The organism is Propioniciclava soli (genome assembly GCF_014858005.1).
GTDB classification, from domain to species: Bacteria; Actinomycetota; Actinomycetes; order Propionibacteriales; family Propionibacteriaceae; genus Propioniciclava; species Propioniciclava soli.
In genome coordinates this window covers 210,816-228,756 of sequence record NZ_JACYOT010000001.1, presented here as the reverse complement: position 1 = coordinate 228,756, position 17,941 = coordinate 210,816, and the positions used below count along the sequence as shown (strand labels likewise).

At 73.2% G+C, this 17,941-nt stretch carries 14 protein-coding genes; 8 read left to right on the top strand and 6 right to left on the bottom strand.

What is annotated here, in order from left to right; genetic code table 11:
• Positions 1-64: 64 nt before the first annotated feature.
• Genes IFY26_RS00995 through IFY26_RS00975 form a run of 5 tightly spaced genes read left to right on the top strand, consistent with a single transcriptional unit; the run spans position 65 to position 5,563 of the window.
• Positions 65-1,003 (top strand): aminoglycoside phosphotransferase family protein, encoded by a 939-nt coding sequence (locus IFY26_RS00995; protein WP_232547141.1) that lies wholly within the window; start codon positions 65-67, stop codon positions 1,001-1,003.
• A gap of 42 nt (positions 1,004-1,045) precedes the next feature.
• A complete protein-coding gene (locus IFY26_RS00990; protein ID WP_232547140.1) occupies positions 1,046-1,426 on the top strand; it encodes an ACT domain-containing protein in 381 nt (126 codons plus the stop codon).
• Entirely contained in the window at positions 1,423-2,241 is an 819-nt protein-coding gene (locus IFY26_RS00985) for a deoxyribonuclease IV (protein WP_342372381.1), read from the top strand. The genes IFY26_RS00990 and IFY26_RS00985 overlap by 4 nt, the downstream gene beginning before the upstream one ends.
• 44 nt (positions 2,242-2,285) lie before the next feature.
• A complete protein-coding gene (gene pta / locus IFY26_RS00980) occupies positions 2,286-4,346 on the top strand; it encodes a phosphate acetyltransferase (protein WP_232547138.1) in 2,061 nt (686 codons plus the stop codon).
• A 29-nt stretch (positions 4,347-4,375) separates the two neighbouring features.
• Positions 4,376-5,563 carry an acetate/propionate family kinase gene (locus IFY26_RS00975; RefSeq protein WP_232547137.1) on the top strand — a complete coding sequence of 396 codons (1,188 nt, stop codon included), beginning with the start codon at positions 4,376-4,378 and terminating at the stop codon, positions 5,561-5,563.
• Between the two features lie 605 nt (positions 5,564-6,168).
• Here IFY26_RS00975 and IFY26_RS00970 read toward each other — a convergent pair.
• Both IFY26_RS00970 and IFY26_RS00965 read right to left on the bottom strand, forming a co-directional pair.
• Positions 6,169-6,807, bottom strand: coding sequence for an HAD-IA family hydrolase (locus IFY26_RS00970; protein ID WP_232547136.1), 639 nt, complete (start codon positions 6,805-6,807; stop codon positions 6,169-6,171).
• A 72-nt stretch (positions 6,808-6,879) separates the two neighbouring features.
• Entirely contained in the window at positions 6,880-7,782 is a 903-nt protein-coding gene (locus IFY26_RS00965; RefSeq protein ID WP_232547135.1) for an aminoglycoside phosphotransferase family protein, read from the bottom strand.
• A 52-nt stretch (positions 7,783-7,834) separates the two neighbouring features.
• Here IFY26_RS00965 and IFY26_RS00960 point away from each other — a divergent pair, with 52 nt between their 5' ends.
• The gene (locus IFY26_RS00960; RefSeq protein WP_232547134.1) at positions 7,835-8,611 is read left to right on the top strand and encodes an SDR family NAD(P)-dependent oxidoreductase; all 777 of its coding nucleotides are present in this window, start codon (positions 7,835-7,837) and stop codon (positions 8,609-8,611) included.
• Positions 8,612-8,673: 62 nt separating this feature from the next.
• Positions 8,674-9,510, top strand: coding sequence for a lysophospholipid acyltransferase family protein (locus IFY26_RS00955; RefSeq protein WP_232547133.1), 837 nt, complete (start codon positions 8,674-8,676; stop codon positions 9,508-9,510).
• Positions 9,511-9,534: 24 nt separating this feature from the next.
• On the opposite strand, the gene IFY26_RS00950 is transcribed toward IFY26_RS00955, so the two are convergent.
• Together IFY26_RS00950 and IFY26_RS00945 are read right to left on the bottom strand one after the other, a co-directional pair.
• Positions 9,535-12,090, bottom strand: a complete 2,556-nt coding sequence (locus IFY26_RS00950; protein ID WP_232547132.1) for a YhgE/Pip domain-containing protein — start codon at positions 12,088-12,090, stop codon at positions 9,535-9,537.
• Positions 12,087-14,777: an MMPL family transporter gene (locus IFY26_RS00945; protein WP_232547131.1), complete on the bottom strand. Its 2,691-nt coding sequence runs from the start codon at positions 14,775-14,777 to the stop codon at positions 12,087-12,089. The genes IFY26_RS00950 and IFY26_RS00945 overlap by 4 nt, the downstream gene beginning before the upstream one ends.
• A 191-nt stretch (positions 14,778-14,968) precedes the next feature.
• Between IFY26_RS00945 and IFY26_RS00940 the strand changes: the two genes are divergently transcribed.
• Positions 14,969-15,613, top strand: a complete 645-nt coding sequence (locus IFY26_RS00940; protein WP_232547130.1) for a TetR/AcrR family transcriptional regulator — start codon at positions 14,969-14,971, stop codon at positions 15,611-15,613.
• Here the strand turns inward: IFY26_RS00940 and IFY26_RS00935 are convergent.
• Positions 15,591-16,721 carry a mannosyltransferase family protein gene (locus IFY26_RS00935; protein ID WP_232547129.1) on the bottom strand — a complete coding sequence of 377 codons (1,131 nt, stop codon included), beginning with the start codon at positions 16,719-16,721 and terminating at the stop codon, positions 15,591-15,593. The genes IFY26_RS00940 and IFY26_RS00935 overlap by 23 nt on opposite strands.
• A complete protein-coding gene (locus IFY26_RS00930; RefSeq protein WP_232547128.1) occupies positions 16,718-17,935 on the bottom strand; it encodes a glycosyltransferase 87 family protein in 1,218 nt (405 codons plus the stop codon). Before IFY26_RS00930 ends, IFY26_RS00935 begins: the two co-directional genes overlap by 4 nt.
• Positions 17,936-17,941 lie beyond the last annotated feature (6 nt).

Genomic DNA, 17,941 nt, shown 5'->3' with positions numbered 1-17,941 from the left:
AGGTTACCGTTCCGTAGGTGCCGGGGTCATCCCGCGCGCTTGCGGCCCCGGGGAGGATGGCCCGGTGAGCACGCCGATCCCGGAGTCCTTCCGCGCCACCGTGGCCGGGCGCAAGCCGGACGCCCGCGGCGCCGGCCCCGGGGGCCCGGTGAGCGGGGACGCGTGGCTCGCCCGCCTGCCGTCGCTCCTGGCCGATCGGCTGGCGGCGTGGGAGCTGGCCCCCGACGGCGACGCGTGGCACGGCGAGTGTGCGCTGGTGGTGCCGGTGCGCCGTGCCTCCGGTGAGCGGGCCGCGCTGAAGCTCACCTGGCCGCACGCCGAGGCGGCGCTGGAGCACCTGGCGCTACGGCACTGGGACGGCGACGGTGCGGTGCGGCTGCTCGCCGCCGACCCCGCCTCCTGGGCCCTGCTGCTGGAGCGGCTCGACGGCGACCGCGACCTGCGCGGCGTCAGCGTGCTGGAGGCCTGCGAGGAGATCGGCACGCTGTTCACCCGGCTGGATCGACCGGCGGCGCCGCAATTCACCACCGCGGCCAGCCACACCGAGCGTTGGCGGCGTGACCTGCTGGCCGGGACTCCCCTGGTGCCCCGCCGGATGACGCAGCAGGCGGCGTCCGAGCTGGCCTCGTTGCTCGTTGACCCCCCAACGAACCGGCTCGTCCACACCGACCTGCACGACGCCGACGTGCTGGCCCCGCTGGACGCCGGCCGCGGTGCCTGGGTGGCCATCGATCCCAAGCCCCTGGCCACCGAGTGGGCCTTCGCGGTCGCGCCGATCGTGTGGAACCGCGCGGACGAGGCCGCCCGCGCCCACAGCCTGCGCGCCCACCTGCGGTTGCGCGCCGACATCGTCACCGACGTGGCCGGCCTCGACGAGGACCGCGTGCGCGCCTGGACCCACGTCCGCCTCGTCCTCAACGCCGTGGACGCCGCCGCCCACGCGCCGGCGTCCGACGCGTTCCGGGCCCGCATGATCGCGCTGGCCAAGGCGTTCGCGTCCTGACGGCCTCGCACCGCGGCCGGTCGCGGCTCGTAGACTCACCCCATGGCCGGCCTGACCAACCTCCACGAGATCCTCGGCGCGCTGCGACCGCGCGTCCGCCCGGGGAGCTACGTGTTCACGACCACCCCCACCCCGCCCGACGTGATCGCCCACGCGCGCATCACCGAGGACGAGGGCACGACATTGGTGGTGGACCGGGACGCGGCCGACGAGCTGGGCCTCGCCTACGACGCCGAGTTCGGCTGGATCACGCTGCAGGTGCACTCCTCGCTGGAGTCCGTGGGGCTGACCGCCGCGGTGACGAACGCGCTCGCCCGCGTCGGCATCTCGTGCAACGTGATCGCCGGCTACTACCACGACCACCTGCTCGTGCCGGTCGAGGACGTCGCGGCGGCCGTCGATGTGCTGGGCGGTCTGGAATGACGGGGGTTGGGTTGAACGGCGCTGTCGTGAATCTGGAGTTCGGCGCACACCTGGGCGCGGACGCGATCGCGAGGGCGTCCGCCCAGGGGCTCGACATCGTGCAGACGTTCCTGGGTGACCCGCAGGCGTTCAAGGGGCACGCCGTGCCGCACGCCGACGGCGCGGCCGGGTTCCGCGCGGAGGCGGAGGCCGCGGGCGTCGGGGTGTTCGTGCACGCGCCATACATCGTCAACGTGGCCACCACGAACAACCGCGTGCGCATCCCGAGCCGGCAGATCCTCGCCAAGCAGGTGCGGATGGCCACGGAGATCGGCGCGCGCGGCGTCATCGTGCACGGCGGCCACCTCGGCGCGAAGGACGACCCGGAGGTCGGCTTCGACAACTGGCGCAAGGCCGTCGAGGGGCTCGAGCTGACCGTGCCGATTCTCATCGAGAACACCGCGGGCGGCACCAACGCCATGGCCCGCCACCTGGAGCGCATCGCGCGGCTGTGGGAGGCCGTCCAGGCGGCCGACGGTGCGGAGAACGTCGGGTTCTGCCTCGACACGTGCCACGCGCACGCCGGCGGGCTCGACCTGGCGACGGTCGTCGCGGACGTCCGCGCCATCACCGGCCGCATCGACCTGGTGCACCTCAACGACTCCCGCGACCCGGCCGATTCGGGCGCCGACCGCCACGAGATCCTCGGCCGCGGCCAGATCGACCCGGACGCGCTGGCCGCCATCGCGCGGGACGCCGGCGCCCCGGTGATCCTCGAGACCTCCGACGCCGTCCCCCACCCCGCGCAGATCGCCTGGGTGCGCGAGCGCCTCTGAGCCGGCCCGCACCGGGGCGGGGGCGGACGCGATAGCCTGAAACGGTGACTCGGAGCATCTACGTGGTGGCCCCCGAAGGCCAGACCGGTAAGTCCATCGTCGCCCTGGGCGTCATCGACGCCCTCACCCGGAACCTCGGCTCGGTGGCCGTGTTCCGCCCGCTCGTGACGTCGGAGGGACGCGACGGCGTCGCCGAGGCGCTGCTCGCCCAGCCCGCCGTCGAGCTCTCCTACTCCGAAGCCGTCGGGGTGACCTACGCCGACGTCCGCGCCGACGCCGACGACGCGCTGGCGACGATCGTCCACAAGTACGGCGAGCTGTCGGAACGCCGCGACACCGTCGTCATCGTCGGGTCGGACTACACCGACGTCATCGGCTCCACCGAGCTCACCTTCAACGCCCGCATCGCGGCCAACCTCAACGCACCGGTCGCCCTCGCCGTCTCGGGGCAGGAGCGGACGCCGGAGCAGGTCGTCCAGCTCGCGCAGACCTCGGTGGCCGAGTTCCGCCACCAGCACGCCGGCGTCATCGGCGTGTTCGCCACCCGCGTGCCGGTGGGCGAGGAGGACGCCTACGCCGCGGCCCTCGGCGAGGCGCTGCCGGGCCTGGTGGTCGGCGCGCTGCAGGGCCACCCGCTGCTGACGGCCCCGTCGTTCGACGACCAGGTGGCCGCGGTCGACGGTCGCGTGCTGCACGGGCGTCCGGAGAAGATCGAGCTGGAGAGCCAGAGCGTCCTCGTGTGCGGCATGACGCTGCCCAACGTGCTGGCGCGGCTCCAGCCGGATTCGACGGTGGTCGTGCCCAGCGACCGCTCCGAGCTGATCCCGGGCGTGCTGCTGGCGCACACCTCGGGGGCGTTCCCGCAGCTGACGGGCATGATCCTGGTGGGCGGCTACGAGATCCCCGCCACGGTCAGCGCGCTCATCGACACGGTGCACCACGAGCTGCCGATCGCGCTCACCGACCTCGGCACCTACACGACCGCCGAGCGGCTGTTCAACCTCGAGGGCACGATGACGAGTTCGCCCCGCAAGCTCGAGCTCGGGCGTCGGCTGTTCGACGAGAACGTGGACGCCGCCGCGCTCCTGGCCGCGATGGACGTCGCGCCGTCGAACATCCGGACGCCACTGATGTTCGAGTACCAGCTCACCGAGATGGCCCGCAAGGACAAGCGGAAAATCGTGCTGCCCGAGTCGGGCGACGACCGGATTCTGGAGGCGGCGTCCCTCGTGCTGCGCCGCGGCACGGCCGACATCGTGCTGCTCGGCGACGCCACCGAGATCAAGAACCGCGCGAGCGGGCTCGGGTTCTCCCTGGAGGGCGCCGAGATCGTGTCGCTGGGCTCCCCGGAGCTCGTGGAACGGTTCTCGCAGGAGTACGCGACGCTGCGCGCCAAGAAGGGCGTCACGGTGGAGCAGGCGCGGGAGAAGATGACCGACCCGAGCTACTTCGGCACGATGATGGTGCACCTGGGAATGGCCGACGGCATGGTGTCGGGCGCGGTGAACACCACGGCCAACACGATCCGGCCGTCGCTGGAGTTCATCAAGACGCGCCCCGGGGTGTCGGTGGTGAGTTCGTCGTTCCTCATGTGCATGGCCGACCGGGTGGACGTCTACGGCGACTGCGCCGTCAACCCCGACCCGAGCGCGGAGCAGCTCGCCGACATCGCGATCTCCTCGGCCGAGACGGCCGTCGCGTTCGGCATCACGCCGCGCGTGGCGATGCTGTCGTACTCCACCGGTGAGTCCGGCTCGGGCGCCGACGTCGACAAGGTGCGCGCGGCCACGGAGCTGGTGAAGCAGCGGGCGCCGGAGCTGAAGGTCGAGGGGCCGATCCAGTTCGACGCCGCCGTCGACCCGACCGTGGGCTCGAAGAAGATGCCGGGCTCGGAGGTGGCGGGGCAGGCGACGGTGTTCATCTTCCCCGACCTCAACACGGGCAACAACACGTACAAAGCGGTCCAGCGCTCCGCGGGAGCGCTGGCGGTCGGGCCCGTGCTGCAGGGGCTGAACAAGCCGGTCAACGACCTGTCGCGCGGTGCCCTGGTCGACGACATCGTCAACACCATCGCCATCACGGCCATCCAGGCCCAACACAGCTGACCCCCGACCTGCCGACCTGAGGAGAACTCGTGTCCACGCCCATCCTGCTGCTGAACGCCGGCTCTAGCTCCATCAAGTACCAGGTGATCGACGCCGACGACGAGCGCGTCCTGGCCACCGGCCTGATCGAGCGGATAGGCCAGGAGCTGAGCCGCATCAAGCACACCGTCGGTGACGAGACGTTCACCGAGGAGGAGTCGTACCCGAACCACACCGTAGCGCTCGCCGCCATGGTGACGATGTTCGAGGAGCACGGCCCCGCGCTCGACCAGGTGAAGGCCGTCGGCCACCGCACCGTGCACGGCGGGGACAAGCTCACCCACAGCACGGTCATCGACGACCACGTGATCGAGACGCTGGAGGAGTTGTCGCCGCTCGCCCCGCTGCACAACCCGCCCGGCATCGCCGGCATCCGCGGCGCGCGTCGGGCGCTGCCCAACGTGCCCCACGTGGCCGTCTTCGACACCGCCTTCTTCAGCTCGCTGCCGCCGGAGGCCTACACCTACGCGGTGCCGACCGGCATCGCCGAGCAGTACTCCGTGCGGCGGTACGGCTTCCACGGCACGTCGCACAACTACGTGTCGCACACGGTGGCCGAGACGCTGGGCGTCGACTATGAGTCGTTGAAGCAGATCGTCTGCCACCTGGGCAACGGGGCGTCGATCTCGGCGATCGACCACGGCGTGGCCGTCGACACCTCGATGGGCCTCACCCCGCTGCAGGGCCTGGTGATGGGGACGCGCTCCGGCGACGTCGATCCCGGGCTGATCTTCTACCTGCACCGCGAGGCCGGCTTCAGCGTCGATGCGATCGACAACCTGCTGAACAAGAAGTCGGGCATGATCGGGCTCGCCGGGGCCTCGGACTTCCGCGACATCTCGGCGAAGATCGAGGCCGGCGACGAGCGGGCGAAGATCGCGTTGGACGTCTACATCCACCGGCTGCTGCACTACATCGGCGCCTACATGGCCATCCTGGGCGGCGTCGACACGATCACGTTCACCGCCGGCGTCGGGGAGAACGACCCGGTGATCCGGGCCCGCGTCTGCGAACGCCTCGCTGGGCTGGGCGTGAAACTCGACCCGGAGCGCAACGCCGAGCGCAGCTCGCAGCCACGGGTGATCTCCACCGACGACTCGCCGGTGACCGTGCTCGTCGTGCCGACCAACGAGGAGCTCCAGATGGCCCGGGAGGTCTCCGCAGTCATCGCGGGCTGAGGTTTTCGGGGCTGTCCCGGTGAGCCGGTGACAGGGGCGTGTTTGTGACGCCTCCTCCGGGCGCTGGGATGGGTGTTCCAGCGGCCTGGGGTCACCTGGCGTTCCGCCCTTGTCAGAGGGCGCTCTCCCTCAGCGCACCAGATCTCTTGACGCACCACTTGGCGCACCGTGGTTCCACGTGGCGCACTGCGCTGTCTCTTGGCGCAGCTGAGCTCACGTGGCGGCCCGTCCAAGGCCCTCCACGTGAGCCGCGCTGCGCCACGTGAGGGGAAGGTGCGCCACGTGAAGGCTCAGTGCGCCACGTGAGGGCTCAGTGCGCCACGTGAGGTGAGGTGCCACTTGGAGGCCCAGTGCGCCACGTGAGGTGAGGTGCCACGTGAGGTGAAGTGCCACGTGAGGAGCGCGGCACCAAGGTGCACCGACCGCCCTCGGCCGCCCTCTCCGAGACATCGCGACGGTTTCATGACACTCGATTTTGATTGACCCTTCACTTCTCCAGTCCCACTGGGGTTTCTTGCAGCGCTCCGAAATCGAGTGTCACGAAACCGTCGCGGATCCCCGTGCCCGGCACGGGTGCGGCCGGTCCGATGCAGGACGTCGTCGGATCAGGCGGGGGAGGCGGCCAGAAACAGCAGCGGCCGGACCCCGGCCAGAGTGGTGACCGAATAGCGGGCGTCGTCGTCGACGGGCGCCTCGGGGGATTCCAGCATCACCGCATCGATCCCGGCGGCCTGGGCGGCGGTGGCGTCGAGCGGCCGGTCGCCCACGGCCAGGCACTCCCCCGTGTCGAGCCCGTGGCGCTCCACCAGCAGCCGGTACATCGTCGGATCGGGCTTGCGGGGGTGCCCGTCGGAGGTCGAGACCAGGTCGTCGACCTCGAGCCCCAGGCCCTTCAGCAGCGCGGTGGCGGAGGCGCGGTCGCGGTGGGTGACCACGAGGTTCAGCCCGCCGGCAGCGCGGATCTCGGCGAGCAGGTCGGCGGCCCCGGCCATGGCGGGCGGCGGCGTCCGCTCCCACGACTCCTTGAGCTCCGCATTCGCCCGCTCAAACGCCGCCGCGTCGATGCCGAAGCGGGCGGCCAACGCCTCGATCGCCTCGCCCGTCGAGCGCCGCGTCAACCGCGCCACCTCCGCGACCCCGACGTGACCGCCGCGCGCGGCCACCACCCCCGCGAGGGCCGCGTCGAGCGCTGGATAGGTGTCGACCAAGGTGCCGCCGAGATCCCAGAACACGTGCCGGTACATGACCCCAGCCTAGGGACGGCGCCCGCTGGCCGAGGCGCGTCCCGGCTCATCGGGACGCAGGCTCCCCACGCGTCACCGCGCCCCACACAGCAACGCCGCGGACGCCAGCTGGGCAGCGCCCTCGTCCCCGTGGCCGAGCAGGCGCAGGAACAGCCCGGTCGTGACCCGCTCGACGAACGCCCAGGCCTCGATGCGGTCGGCCTCGACACCACTCTCCTCGGCCAACACGGCGGCGCAGTCGGCCACGAACCGGGCACCACCCACGTGCACCTCGGGCAGGAAGCTGCGCATCGTCACGCCCAGGTCGTAGGCGCGCTCGCCGACGAAGCCGTCCGGGTCCACGAGCGCAAACGAGCCGCCACCCCGCGCCAGCACGTTGCCGGAATGGGCGTCGCCGTGGCACACCACCTCGGCGCACTCGCCCACCGCCAGGTCCTCGGCCAGCCCCCGAGCGCGCTCCAGCACGTGCGGCACCTCCGCACCGAGCCCCGCGTGGGCATCCAGAATGCCCAGCAGCCCAGCAGCCTTCGAGCCGACGCGCTCCCCCACCGCCAGCGGCACCTCCCAGGCCCGCCGGAGCAGCCGCGCCTGGATGCGCAGCTGTTCCAGCGGGTCGGGCACCGCCGCGTGCAGCGGAGCACCCAAGCGTTCCAGCAGCACCGCCGCCTCGTCCACCGCCAGCACCCGCGCGTAGGCCCGGCCACCGTCGGCCACAAGCACCAGCGTCTGGGCCCGCAGATCGTCCGGCGGCGCCACCTTGAGGACGGCCTCCCCCGCCGGCCACGCGACCCGCACCACGGGGTGGCCGATCCCGGAGTCGTAGAGCTCCAGCGGCCGCAGCTCCCACGCCCGCGCCAGCCGGGTCAGGGTGGTCCGCAGGTCTCCGGCCCAGCCGAGCACGCCCCCGGACGCGGCGTACCGCCGCTCCGCCTGGGCCGCCACGTCGTCCCACGTCACCGACCTCTCCGCGCCCATGGCCGCACCCTATGGCACGCCCCGGCCGGGCCCGCCGGGTAGGTTGGGCGGCATGTCCACTGCCCTCGTCACCGGCGCGACCGCCGGGATCGGTGCCGCGTTCGCCCGCCAGCTCGCCGCGCGCGGCGACGACCTCGTCCTCGTCGCCCGGGACGCGGACCGCCTGGCCACGATCGCCACCGAGCTGCAGGCCACCCACGGCGTCGCCGTCGAGACCCTGCAAGCCGATCTCAGCGACGCCGATGACCTCCACCGGGTCGCCGAGCGCGTCGCCAGCGCCGAGAAGCGCGTCGACCTGCTGGTGAACAATGCCGGGTTCGGCCCCACCGCGTCGCTCCTGGATGATCTCGGCGAGCACGACCGCGCCTGGGCCGTGATGGGCGAGGCGGTGGTCGTGCTGTCGAACGCGGCCGCGCGCGCCATGGTGACCCGCGGGCACGGCCGCGTGCTGAACGTGGCCTCCCTGTCGGCCTGGGTGACCCAGGGCGAGTACTCCGCCATCAAGAGCTTCGTGAAGCTCTACAACGAGGCGCTCGCCGGCGAGCTGCGCGGCACGGGCGTGACCGCCACGGCGCTGTGCCCGGGCTGGGTCACCACCGAGTTCCACGAGCGCGCGAGCATTCAGACCTCGGCCATCCCCACCGCAGTCTGGGTGGACGCCGACCGTTGCGTCCGCGAGGCGCTGGCCCACGCGGACGCCGGCCGCGTCGTCTCGCTGCCGACGAAGCGGTGGAAGGCCATGGCGATCGCGCTGCAGCTCGCACCGCGTCCGCTGGTGCGCGCCCTCTCGGGCGCGATCGGTCGCGACCGTCGCCGGCGCACCCCGTGACGCGGTGCCCGCGCACCCGGCCCGGTGGTGCACAATGGGGCCGGTGACGAGGGGAGGGATCGATGCCTGAGGACGCCGACGACCTCGGCAAGTACTCGGCCACCCCCCAGGCCCTGGCCCGCCGGGTCGCGCAGCAGTTCGTGATGAAGCCGTACGTGTGGTCGGCGCTGAGCGTGAACGTGCACGGCGAGCGTCACCTGGACGACCTGCAGGCGCCGTTCATCATCGTGGCCAACCACTCCAGCCACGTCGACACCACGGTGATCTTCGGCTCGCTGCCGCGCCGCCTCTCGCGCAACCTGGCCGCCGGTGCCGCGGCCGACTACTTCTTCAAGCAGAAGATCAAGTCGCTGCCCACCCGGTTGTTCTTCAACGCCTACCCGATCGACCGCGGCGGCATGCGCGCGCACCAGGGCATGAGCGGCAAGCTGCTGGACGAGGGCGTGCCGCTGCTCATCTACCCCGAGGGCACCCGCAGCCGGACGGGCGCCATGGCGAAGTTCAAGAACGGCGTCGCGGCGCTGAGCATCCAACACGACGTGCCGGTTCTCCCCATCGCCCTCGTCGGGGCGTACGCCGCGATGCCCTATGGCCAGAACCTGCCGGTGCCCGGACGCCCACCCGTCCACATTGTGTTCGGCAACCCGCAGCGGGCGCTGCCCGGTGAGTCCGCCCCGCGCTACACCGAGCGGCTCTACAACAAGGTCGTGGAGCTGCACGACACCACGGCCCGCGCCTACGGCATGCCGACCCAGGCCGACTTCCAGCGCCAGCTCGCCCTGCGCGCGGCCGCGGCACGCAACGTCGAGCTGCCGCCGCTGCCTCCGCAGCCGCCCCTGCCGTTGCAGGATCCGCACCCCGGCGAGCCGGCCGGCGGCACGGACGCCCCGCCGGCCTGAGCCGGCCCCCCGCCGGCCCGCCCCTCAGGCGGCCAGCGCCGCCAGCGGCACGGTGCGCGTCCGGTGGACGGCGGCCAAGGATCCGACGAAGGCGACGGCCGCCCAGCCGAGCAGTGTCATCGCCGCGATGACGGGGCTGGTGCCCACCCCGACGGAGCGGACGGCGTCCAGCGCCGGGGTCAGCGGGGAGAGCACGGCGGCGGCGTCCAGCACCCCGGGTGCCGCGGTGGAGGCGACGACGAGCGTCACCAGCGCCAGGGCGAGGCCGATCAACCGGCCGACGTTGCCGAGCAGGGACGCCAGCGCGTGGTTGACCAGCGCGAACGCCGCCCCGGCCACCAGCAACACCCCGACGAGCGCGGCGGACGCCCCCAGCGGCAGGCGGAGCACCACGGCTCCGACGGCCCCCAGCAACAACGCCTGCACCGCGACGACGGCCGCGCCGGGCACCAAGGAACCGGCCAGCAGCCGCAGGTCGCTGGCCCGGGACGTGAGGGCCCGCGGCGTCAGGGCCGGCAGCGCCGCGAAGGTCGCCATCGCGCCCAGCCACAGGGCCAGCATGAGCAGCAGGCTCGCGTACGCCAGGCCCGGGCGGGCCAGCCCCGCCAGCGGATCGGCGTCCACCGGGGCGGCCACCACGGACGCCATGGTGGCCGCCTCGTCGTCGGTGTAACTCGGGATCTGGTCGATGCCCGCGGCGACGCCGGTGGCGAGCTCGTCGGTGCCGTCGGCGAGCTGCTGCCCGCCCTCGGCGAGGGCGTCGAGGCCCCCGGCGAGCTGCTGGCTGCCCTCGTCGAGCCGCCCCAACCCGGACGAGAGTTCACCCGCGCCGGACGCCGCGGCGTCCACCCCGCCGGTGTAGGCGTTGACACCGCCGGCGAGCTGGCCGAGCCCGGAGGCGACCTGCCGCGTACCGCCGGCGAGACTCCCCGCGCCGTCGGCGAGCTGGGTCGCCCCGCCCGCCAGGTCGCCTGCCCCGCCGGCCAGGGCGGCGCCGCTGCCCGCCAGCGCATCCGCGCCGTCGGCGAGCTGACCGGCCCCGCCGGCGAGCTGCTGCCCACCCCAGGTGAGCTGGTCTCCGGCGCTCACCAGCTGGTCGAGCACGGCCAGGGTGTCGTCCTTCGTCAGTGGCGTGCCGGCCGGAAGGGCGGCCTTGACCTCCGCGTAGGAGGCCTGCAGCTCACCGGCCCAGCCGGTCAGGCCGTCGACGGCCGTCTGCGCCTCGTCCAGCGCCGCCAGGATCTGCGGGGCGAGCGCGGCGAGCCCGTCGAGCCCCTCGGCCAGGTCGGCGTCGTCGACCTCGGCCAACCCGTCGCGCACCTGCTCCGCGGCGGCGATCGCGCCCGCGGTGTAGGCGGCGCAGGCGTCGGCGTCCAGCTCGGTCGGGCAGGTCACCCCGCCGTTCGCGAGCCCATCGGCTGCGCCCCGGGCGGCGGTGAGGGCGTCCGCCACGCCGTCACCCTGCTCCGCGAGCCCGGCCACCCGCTGGACGAAGGCCCGCGTCTGGCTGATGAGGTCGGTGAGCGGGCCGGTGAGCGCCGCGGCCTCCTGCGGCGCCCGGGCGACCCAGGCGTCCGCGGCGGTGAGCCAGCCGCCCCACTCGGGCAGGGCCTGCAGCGCCGATCGGGCGGGAGAGAGCACCTGGTTGATCCCCCCGGCATAGGCGGCGACCCCGTCGGCGTAGGTGTCCACGCCGTCCGCGTACGTCGCCAGCCCGTCCGACAAGGACGCCACGCCCCCGGTGTACTGCCCGACGCCGTCGGCGTAGGCCCGCGCGCCGGCGGCCCAGGTCTGCGTGCCGTCGGCGAGCGTGCCCGCGCCGGTGGCCAGCTGCGCCGCACCCGCGGCCGACTGCCCGGCCCCATCGCGCAACGCGCCGGAGGCGGCGGACGCCTGCTCCAGCCCCGCGGCCAACTGGGCCGCGCCGTCGGCCGACAACGACATCCCATCGGCCAACTGGCGCGCGCCGTCGGCGGAGGCGTCCGTGCCGTCGGCGAGCTGGGCGGCGCCGTCGGCGAGCTGCCGGGTGCCGTCGGCCAGCTCGAGCATCTGGGTGCGCTGCTCGCCGAAGCCGAGGTACACGTTGGTCAGGTACTCGCGGGTGAGGACGTTGTTGAGCGCGTTCACCGCGGCGTAGGCGACGGCCTGACCGACGGCGGTTTCGCTCAGCGTCGCCACGGGCGAGGTGTCGACCGTGATCGTCGCCTGGACGGCCTCGTCGACCGGCTTGGCGAACGACGTCGCCGCCGCCGAGAACTCCTCCGGAATCGTGACCACCGCGGCGTATTCCCCGGTGGCCAGGCCCGCGCGGGCGTGCTCGGTGTCGGCGAGCACCCAGGTGACGTTCTGGGCGCGGTCGGAATCGACGATCTCGGCCGCGAGCTGGCGGCCGAGCGGCGTGGGCTGGCCGTCGATCTCGACCATCTCGTCGTTGTTGACGACGGCGGCCTGCACCTGCCGGAGGCGGGCATCGGAGTGCCAGGTGCCCCACAGGACGCCGCCGGCGACGAGGGCGGGCACGAGCAGCAGCACGAGCACGGTGCGCCAGCGTCCGGCGCTGAGGAAGGAACGGATGGTCATGCGGCACCTCCGAGGGTGACGGCGTCCGCGGTGCTGCGGACGCGGGTGGGGAGCAGGGCGCGGACGCCGTCGGCGTCCGCCGCCCCGAGGACGAGGGTGGGGGCGGGATCGCCGGCGTCGCCGGGACGCGCCAGCAGCGCGGCGAGGGCCTCGCGAGCGGGCGAGGAGAGCCGGTCGGCGTCGTCGATCACGACGAGCTCGCCGACCGGATCGGTGAGCGCGCGGGCGGCGTCGTCGTCCGCGCCGTCCACGAACGTGGCGTCGCGACGCAGGGCCCCGGCCTGCTGGGGCAGCACGTGGCCGAGCACCTTGAGATCGCCGCTGGTGAGGGTGAGGCGTCCGGCCAGGGCGAGCAGCAGGGCCCGTCGGGCGCGGGGCTCGCCGGTCAGGACGAGGCTGTGGCCGGGCTGCACGTCGAGGTCGACCCCGTCGAACAGGGTCGCGCGCGGCGTGGCCGCACCCAGGCCCTCCCCGTGGATCACCGCGGTCGACCCTTCCGGCCAGTCGGCCAGGGCCAGGGCGTGGGTGATGCCCTCACCCTCGGCGTCCAGCACGGGCAGCCGCCGGTCGAGCCAGCGCGGCAGCCACCAGGCGTGGTTGCCCAGCAGCTTCATCACGGCGGGGCCGAGCGTCATACGGACGACGAACGCGTCGATCGCGACGCCGAGGGCCAGGCCGAACGCGATGGGCTTGAGCGTGACGTCGCCCTCGGGAATGAAGAACGCGAAGACGCTCACCATGATGAGCGCGGCCGCCACGACGACCTTGGCCGAGTGCACGAAGCCCTGCTCGACGGCGTCGGTGTGGTTGCCGTGCACGTACTCCTCGCGCATGCGCATGGTGAGGAACACCTCGTAGTCCATCGCCAGGCCGAACAGGATGCCCATGAGGATGATGGGGAGGAACGAGATGATCGGCTGCGGCTCGGCCAGGTTGATGAGTTGGCGTCCGACGCCGTCGTTGAACACCAGCGTCGTGATGCCGAACGCCGCGCCCACGCTGAGCAGATAGCCCAGCGCCGCCTTCACCGGCACCCACACCGAGCGGAAGACGAGCGTCAGCAGGATCAGCGAGAGCCCCATGACGAAGACGCCGAACGGCAGCAGCGCGGCCCCCAACTGATCGGACACGTCGATGGCGACGGCGGTGTAACCGGTCACCGCCGTGGCGACGCCGAGATCGGCCTCCCACTGCGGCGCCAGCGCGCGAAGTTGCTGGACGAGTTCGGTGGTGGCCGGGTCGTCCGGCCCGGTGGTGGGGATGACCTGGATCATCATCGTGTCGACGTTCGGGTTGGGCACGGCGGCGGCGACGAGTTCGACACCGGGCAGCGCCTCGATGTCGTCGCGGATCGTGCCGATGACGCCCATCGGGTCGTCGGACTCCACGATCGAGCCGGTGACGACGAGCGGCCCGTTGAATCCCACGCCGAACCGCTCGGCGATGACGTCGAACGTGACGCGGTCGGCCGCCGCCGGGTCGTTACGCCCGGAGTTCGGCAGCGCCAGGTGCAGGTGCTGCGCCGGCAGGGTCAGCGCCCCGAGCCCGAGCACGACGACGGCGATCGTGAGGGCGGGCACCTTGGTGACCACCCCCACCCACCACGCCGAGGCGTTGAACCGCGGCAGGCGGGCGAGCCAGCCCCGACGCGCGCGGGGTGCGGCCGGACGCAGGCGCTCGCCCGCGAAACCGAGCATGGCCGGCAGCAGCGTGACGGCGAGCGCGACCTCGAGGGCCACGGCCAGGGCGGCGAAGATGCCCATCGTGGTCAGGAAGGGGATGCCGGCGATGCCGAGCCCGATCAACGCGATGATCACGGTGACGCCCGCGAACAGCACCGCCGAGCCCGCGGTGGCCGTGGCCCGGGCGGCCGACTCCCGGGCGTCCATGCCCGTGGCCAGCTGGTCGCGATGGCGCGAGACGATGAGCAGGCTGTAGTCGATGCCCACGGCCAGCGCGAGCATGAGGGCGAGCATCAGCGTGGTCGAGTTGATGGTGAACACGTGCGAGGCCGCCATGATCAGCAGGGTCGACAGCCCGGCGCCCACGAGCGCGCTGGCCAGCGGCATGAGCGCCGCCACGAACGACCCCAGGGTGAGGAACAGCACGAGGATCGCGACGGCCACGCCGATGACCTCGACGACCGACAGGTGCGGCAGGGACGCGGAGAACAAGTCGCCGCCGACGTGGACCTCGCTGCCCGGCACCGCCGCCGCCAGCGCGTCCGCGGCGGCCACGAGCTCCTCCCGGTCGGCGTCGGTGATGGTGGAGCCCGTGATCCCGGGGGTGGCCCGGACGGTGATGAGGCCGGCCGTCCCGTCCTCGCTCAATAGGCCCTCGACGTACTCGCTGTAAGGCAGCTGCACCGTGTCCACCCAGGCGACCTGCTCGATGTCGGACGCCGCCGCCTCGAGCTCGGCACGGACGTCGGGGTCGGTGATTCGCTGGCCCTCCGGCGCGAGCACCACCACCGTGGCCGAGCTCATCGCCGCCTCGGGGAACGTCATGCGGAGCTGGTCGAGGGCCTCCTGCGACGCGGCCCCCGGGATGCGGAACTCGTTGTCGAACCGCGCGCCACTCAAGGCCACCAGGCCGCCGAGGACGACCAGCACGGCCAGCCAGGCCCCGATGACGCGCTTGCGCGCGGCCCAAGACGCCAGGGCCAACCGATGGATGAACGTGGACACCGCGCCTCCGCTACAGATGTGTATTCGATGCACGAGTGTATTCGAAGCGTCAGGCACACCCAACCCCACAGGCCAACCGCTCGCCGGTTGCCGTCGGCGGATCCCCCGCGCGGGTGGGGGTCCGGACGGCTAGGGTGGTGGGGCATGATGCGGCCGCGGGCCACAGATGAAGACTTTCCCCCAGGAGGGCCATGAGTACCGAGGCGGTGAGCCCCCGTCGCGCCGTCACGCGCGAGAAGCTGTGCGTCGCCGCGATGGAGGTGATCGCCGAGAAGGGGGTGCTGGGCGCCAGCGTGGAGGCGATCTGCGACGCCGCCGGCTTCACCCGGGGTGCGTTCTACTCCAACTTTTCCTCCCGCGATGAATTGTGCGTGGCGATCATGGAGCGCCAGCTGCAGCGCAACCTCGCGGCGCTGGCCGGCACGGTGGCCCTGGCCGCCGGGGCGACGACCACCGACGAGCTGGTCGACGGGGCGGTGCGCACCTTCCTCGCCACCCAGCCGTCCGATCGCACCTCGGTGTTGGTCAGCCAGGAGCTGCAGCTCTACGCCGCCCGCGAGCCGGAGTTCGCGCCGGCGTACTCCGCGATGCACCGCCGGGGGCTGGACACGGTGGCCCGGGTGCTGACCGACGCGCTCGCCGGGCTCGCACACGAGCTGAGCACCTCCCCCACCCAGGCCATGGGAATCCTGTTCGCGGTGTTCACCCACGGCGAGGTGACGGCCCTGATCGACGGCGACCATCTCGACAACGCCCAGCGCACCGAACGGCTGACCCAGGTCGTGCGCTCGTTGGTGCGTCCGGTGAGCCGCGTCAGCTGCTCCACCGGCCGGTGAGGTAGAGCCACGCCCAGACGATCTGCGCGGCCCAGGCGACCAGCCCGGCGATCCACGCGGCGGCGACGCCGACACGGCCGGGACGCCGCTGGCTGAGGGCGTCGCCCAGCAGCCCCCACAGCGGGAACCACAGCAGCAGCGCCCGGGTGACGCTCATCAGCCAGTACGACAGCGCGAAGGCGAGCACCTGGACGCCCACCCAGGCGGCCTCGGCGACCCGCCGGCGCGCGAGGCAGACCACCGTCACGGCGAGGCCGACCAGCCACGCGACCATCTCGGCGCGGAACACCCACACCCACTCGGGGTGGTCGGGCGTCGGGCGCCACAGCACCTCCCAGTGGTTGGCCAACGCCTCCCACGGCCAGTGGAACCCGCGCTGCCAGCCGGCCTCCTGCGCGGAGAACCACGCCGTCCACGACCCGGTCAGGCCGTAGAGGTAGGTGATGTAGGCGGCGATGACGGCCGCCGGCAGCACGAGCCACGCCAGGCGGACGCCGAGCCCGCCCTCGCGGCGCGCGCGCGCCGAGGTGGCGCGCCGGGCGTCCCAGGCCTGGGCAAGCGCGAGAATCACCAACGCGCCGATGAGGAACAACCCCGAGACGCGCAACGTGCAGGCCAGCGCGGCCAGCGCGGCCGCGGCACCCCACCGGCGCTGGGTGGCGCGCTCCCAGGCCCAGAAGGCCGCCGCGCAGAACGGCGCCTCCGTGTACGGCACGGCGGTGAAGACGGCGGTGGGGGCCAACAGCCAGGCGATCGCGGCCCATGGGCCGTACAGGCGTCGCAACGCGAAGGCGGCCGCCAGGGAGCAGACCAACGCCAGCGTGCACCCGACCAGCACCGGGGAGAGCCCGAGCGCGGTGGCCCCGCGCAGCAACAGCGGCAACCCGGGGAAGAACGCCATCTCCTGGGGGTTGGCGTACCCCTCGTTGGCGATGAGGAGGAAGTGCGCGACGTCCCACTGCACCACCACCGACTCGATCGAGCGCCGCCCCTGCACGGCCAGCCACACCGCGAGCAGCGCGAAGATCAGCCGCGTCGCGAGCCACACCTGCATAACGAGCAGGGCGTCCCCGCGCTGGGCCCGCGTGGACGACCGGGCCCGGGTCATGGGCGCGCCGGCGGTGTCGCGGGGGCCGGGCGCAGGGCGTCCACCACCACGGACGCCGCGAGCCAGGCCTGGACGCCCAGGCGGAGCAGGACGGCTGCCGCGTAGGGGCGGGCCGAGCCGTCCCCGGCATAGAGCTGCCCATCGAGGTAGGCCCACACGGCCCACCAGTAGAGCAGCTCGGCGCCCGTGAAGGCCGCCAATCGCAGCCACCCCGGCCGCGTGAGCAGCAGCAGGGGCAGCAACCACAGCACGTACTGGGGGCTGTACACCACGTTCACTCCGCAGAACAGCACCACGACGAGGAAGGCGAGGCCAGCGGCCGGGGGGCGCCGGGGCGCGGCGAGCGCGATCGCCGCCACCCCCGCGAGGCCGAGCAGCAGCAGCGTCCGGGAGAGGGCCGCGGCCGGCAGCGTCCACCCCGCCAGCTCCAGCACGTACCACAGCGAACCGAGGTCGGCGCCGCGGCCGGCATGAAACGTCCACTGGTGCAGCCAGCCCTCGGGCGCCAGCAGGTACACCGGGAGGTTCACGGTCACGAACGCCCCGGCCGCGCCCGCCCCGAGACGGGCCAGGGCCGGCCAGGAGCGGTCGCGCAGGCACAGCGCGGCCAGCGGCACGAGCAGCAAAGCGGGGTAAAACTTGGCCGAGAGCCCCAGGCCCAGGAGGACGCCGGCGAGCCCCGGCCGGTTCCGCGTCCAGGCGAGCAGGGCGGCCGACGTGAGGAGGACGGCGAGGAGATCCCAGTTGATCAGCCCGGCGGCCAGCACCAGCGGGCTGCCGGCCAGCAGGGCCGCGCCGCGGGCGTCCAGCCGCAGGTGCACCGCGACGAGGCCGAGGAAGCAGGCGAACAGCGCCAACGCCGTGAGGCCGAAGAAGTTCGTGGCCAGGCCAGTGGAGGGCAGCCACCCGGCCAGGGCCCGCGTCGCTGCGATGAGGCCGCCGGTGAGGACGGGGTACTCCAGATCGGTCTGCAGGTAGGGCAGCAGGCCCCGGTCAATGCCGCGCGGGCCCCAGAGGGCCGCGATGTCGGAGTAGCACAGCGCCCGGTACTGCGCCGAGCCGTCCTCGACGCAGGGGGTGTGCCGCGCGACCAGCACCGCCCAGGTGAGCGTGGCCAGGGCCAGGACCCACCCGGCCCGGGGCGTCCAGCCGGCGGGCTCCGCATGACGCCCCAACGGGCCGCCGAGCACGGCGGTCAGCCCGGGTCCACGCATGGCGTC

Coding starts and splice junctions, on each gene's coding strand:
- IFY26_RS00990 (WP_232547140.1), top strand. CDS start 1,046: ATGGCCGGCCTGACCAACCTCCACGAGATCCTCGGCGCGCTGCGACCG.
- IFY26_RS00985 (WP_342372381.1), top strand. CDS start 1,423: ATGACGGGGGTTGGGTTGAACGGCGCTGTCGTGAATCTGGAGTTCGGC.
- IFY26_RS00970 (WP_232547136.1), bottom strand. CDS start 6,807: ATGTACCGGCACGTGTTCTGGGATCTCGGCGGCACCTTGGTCGACACC.
- IFY26_RS00965 (WP_232547135.1), bottom strand. CDS start 7,782: ATGGGCGCGGAGAGGTCGGTGACGTGGGACGACGTGGCGGCCCAGGCG.
- IFY26_RS00960 (WP_232547134.1), top strand. CDS start 7,835: ATGTCCACTGCCCTCGTCACCGGCGCGACCGCCGGGATCGGTGCCGCG.
- IFY26_RS00955 (WP_232547133.1), top strand. CDS start 8,674: ATGCCTGAGGACGCCGACGACCTCGGCAAGTACTCGGCCACCCCCCAG.
- IFY26_RS00950 (WP_232547132.1), bottom strand. CDS start 12,090: ATGACCATCCGTTCCTTCCTCAGCGCCGGACGCTGGCGCACCGTGCTC.
- IFY26_RS00940 (WP_232547130.1), top strand. CDS start 14,969: ATGAGTACCGAGGCGGTGAGCCCCCGTCGCGCCGTCACGCGCGAGAAG.
- IFY26_RS00935 (WP_232547129.1), bottom strand. CDS start 16,721: ATGACCCGGGCCCGGTCGTCCACGCGGGCCCAGCGCGGGGACGCCCTG.
- IFY26_RS00930 (WP_232547128.1), bottom strand. CDS start 17,935: ATGCGTGGACCCGGGCTGACCGCCGTGCTCGGCGGCCCGTTGGGGCGT.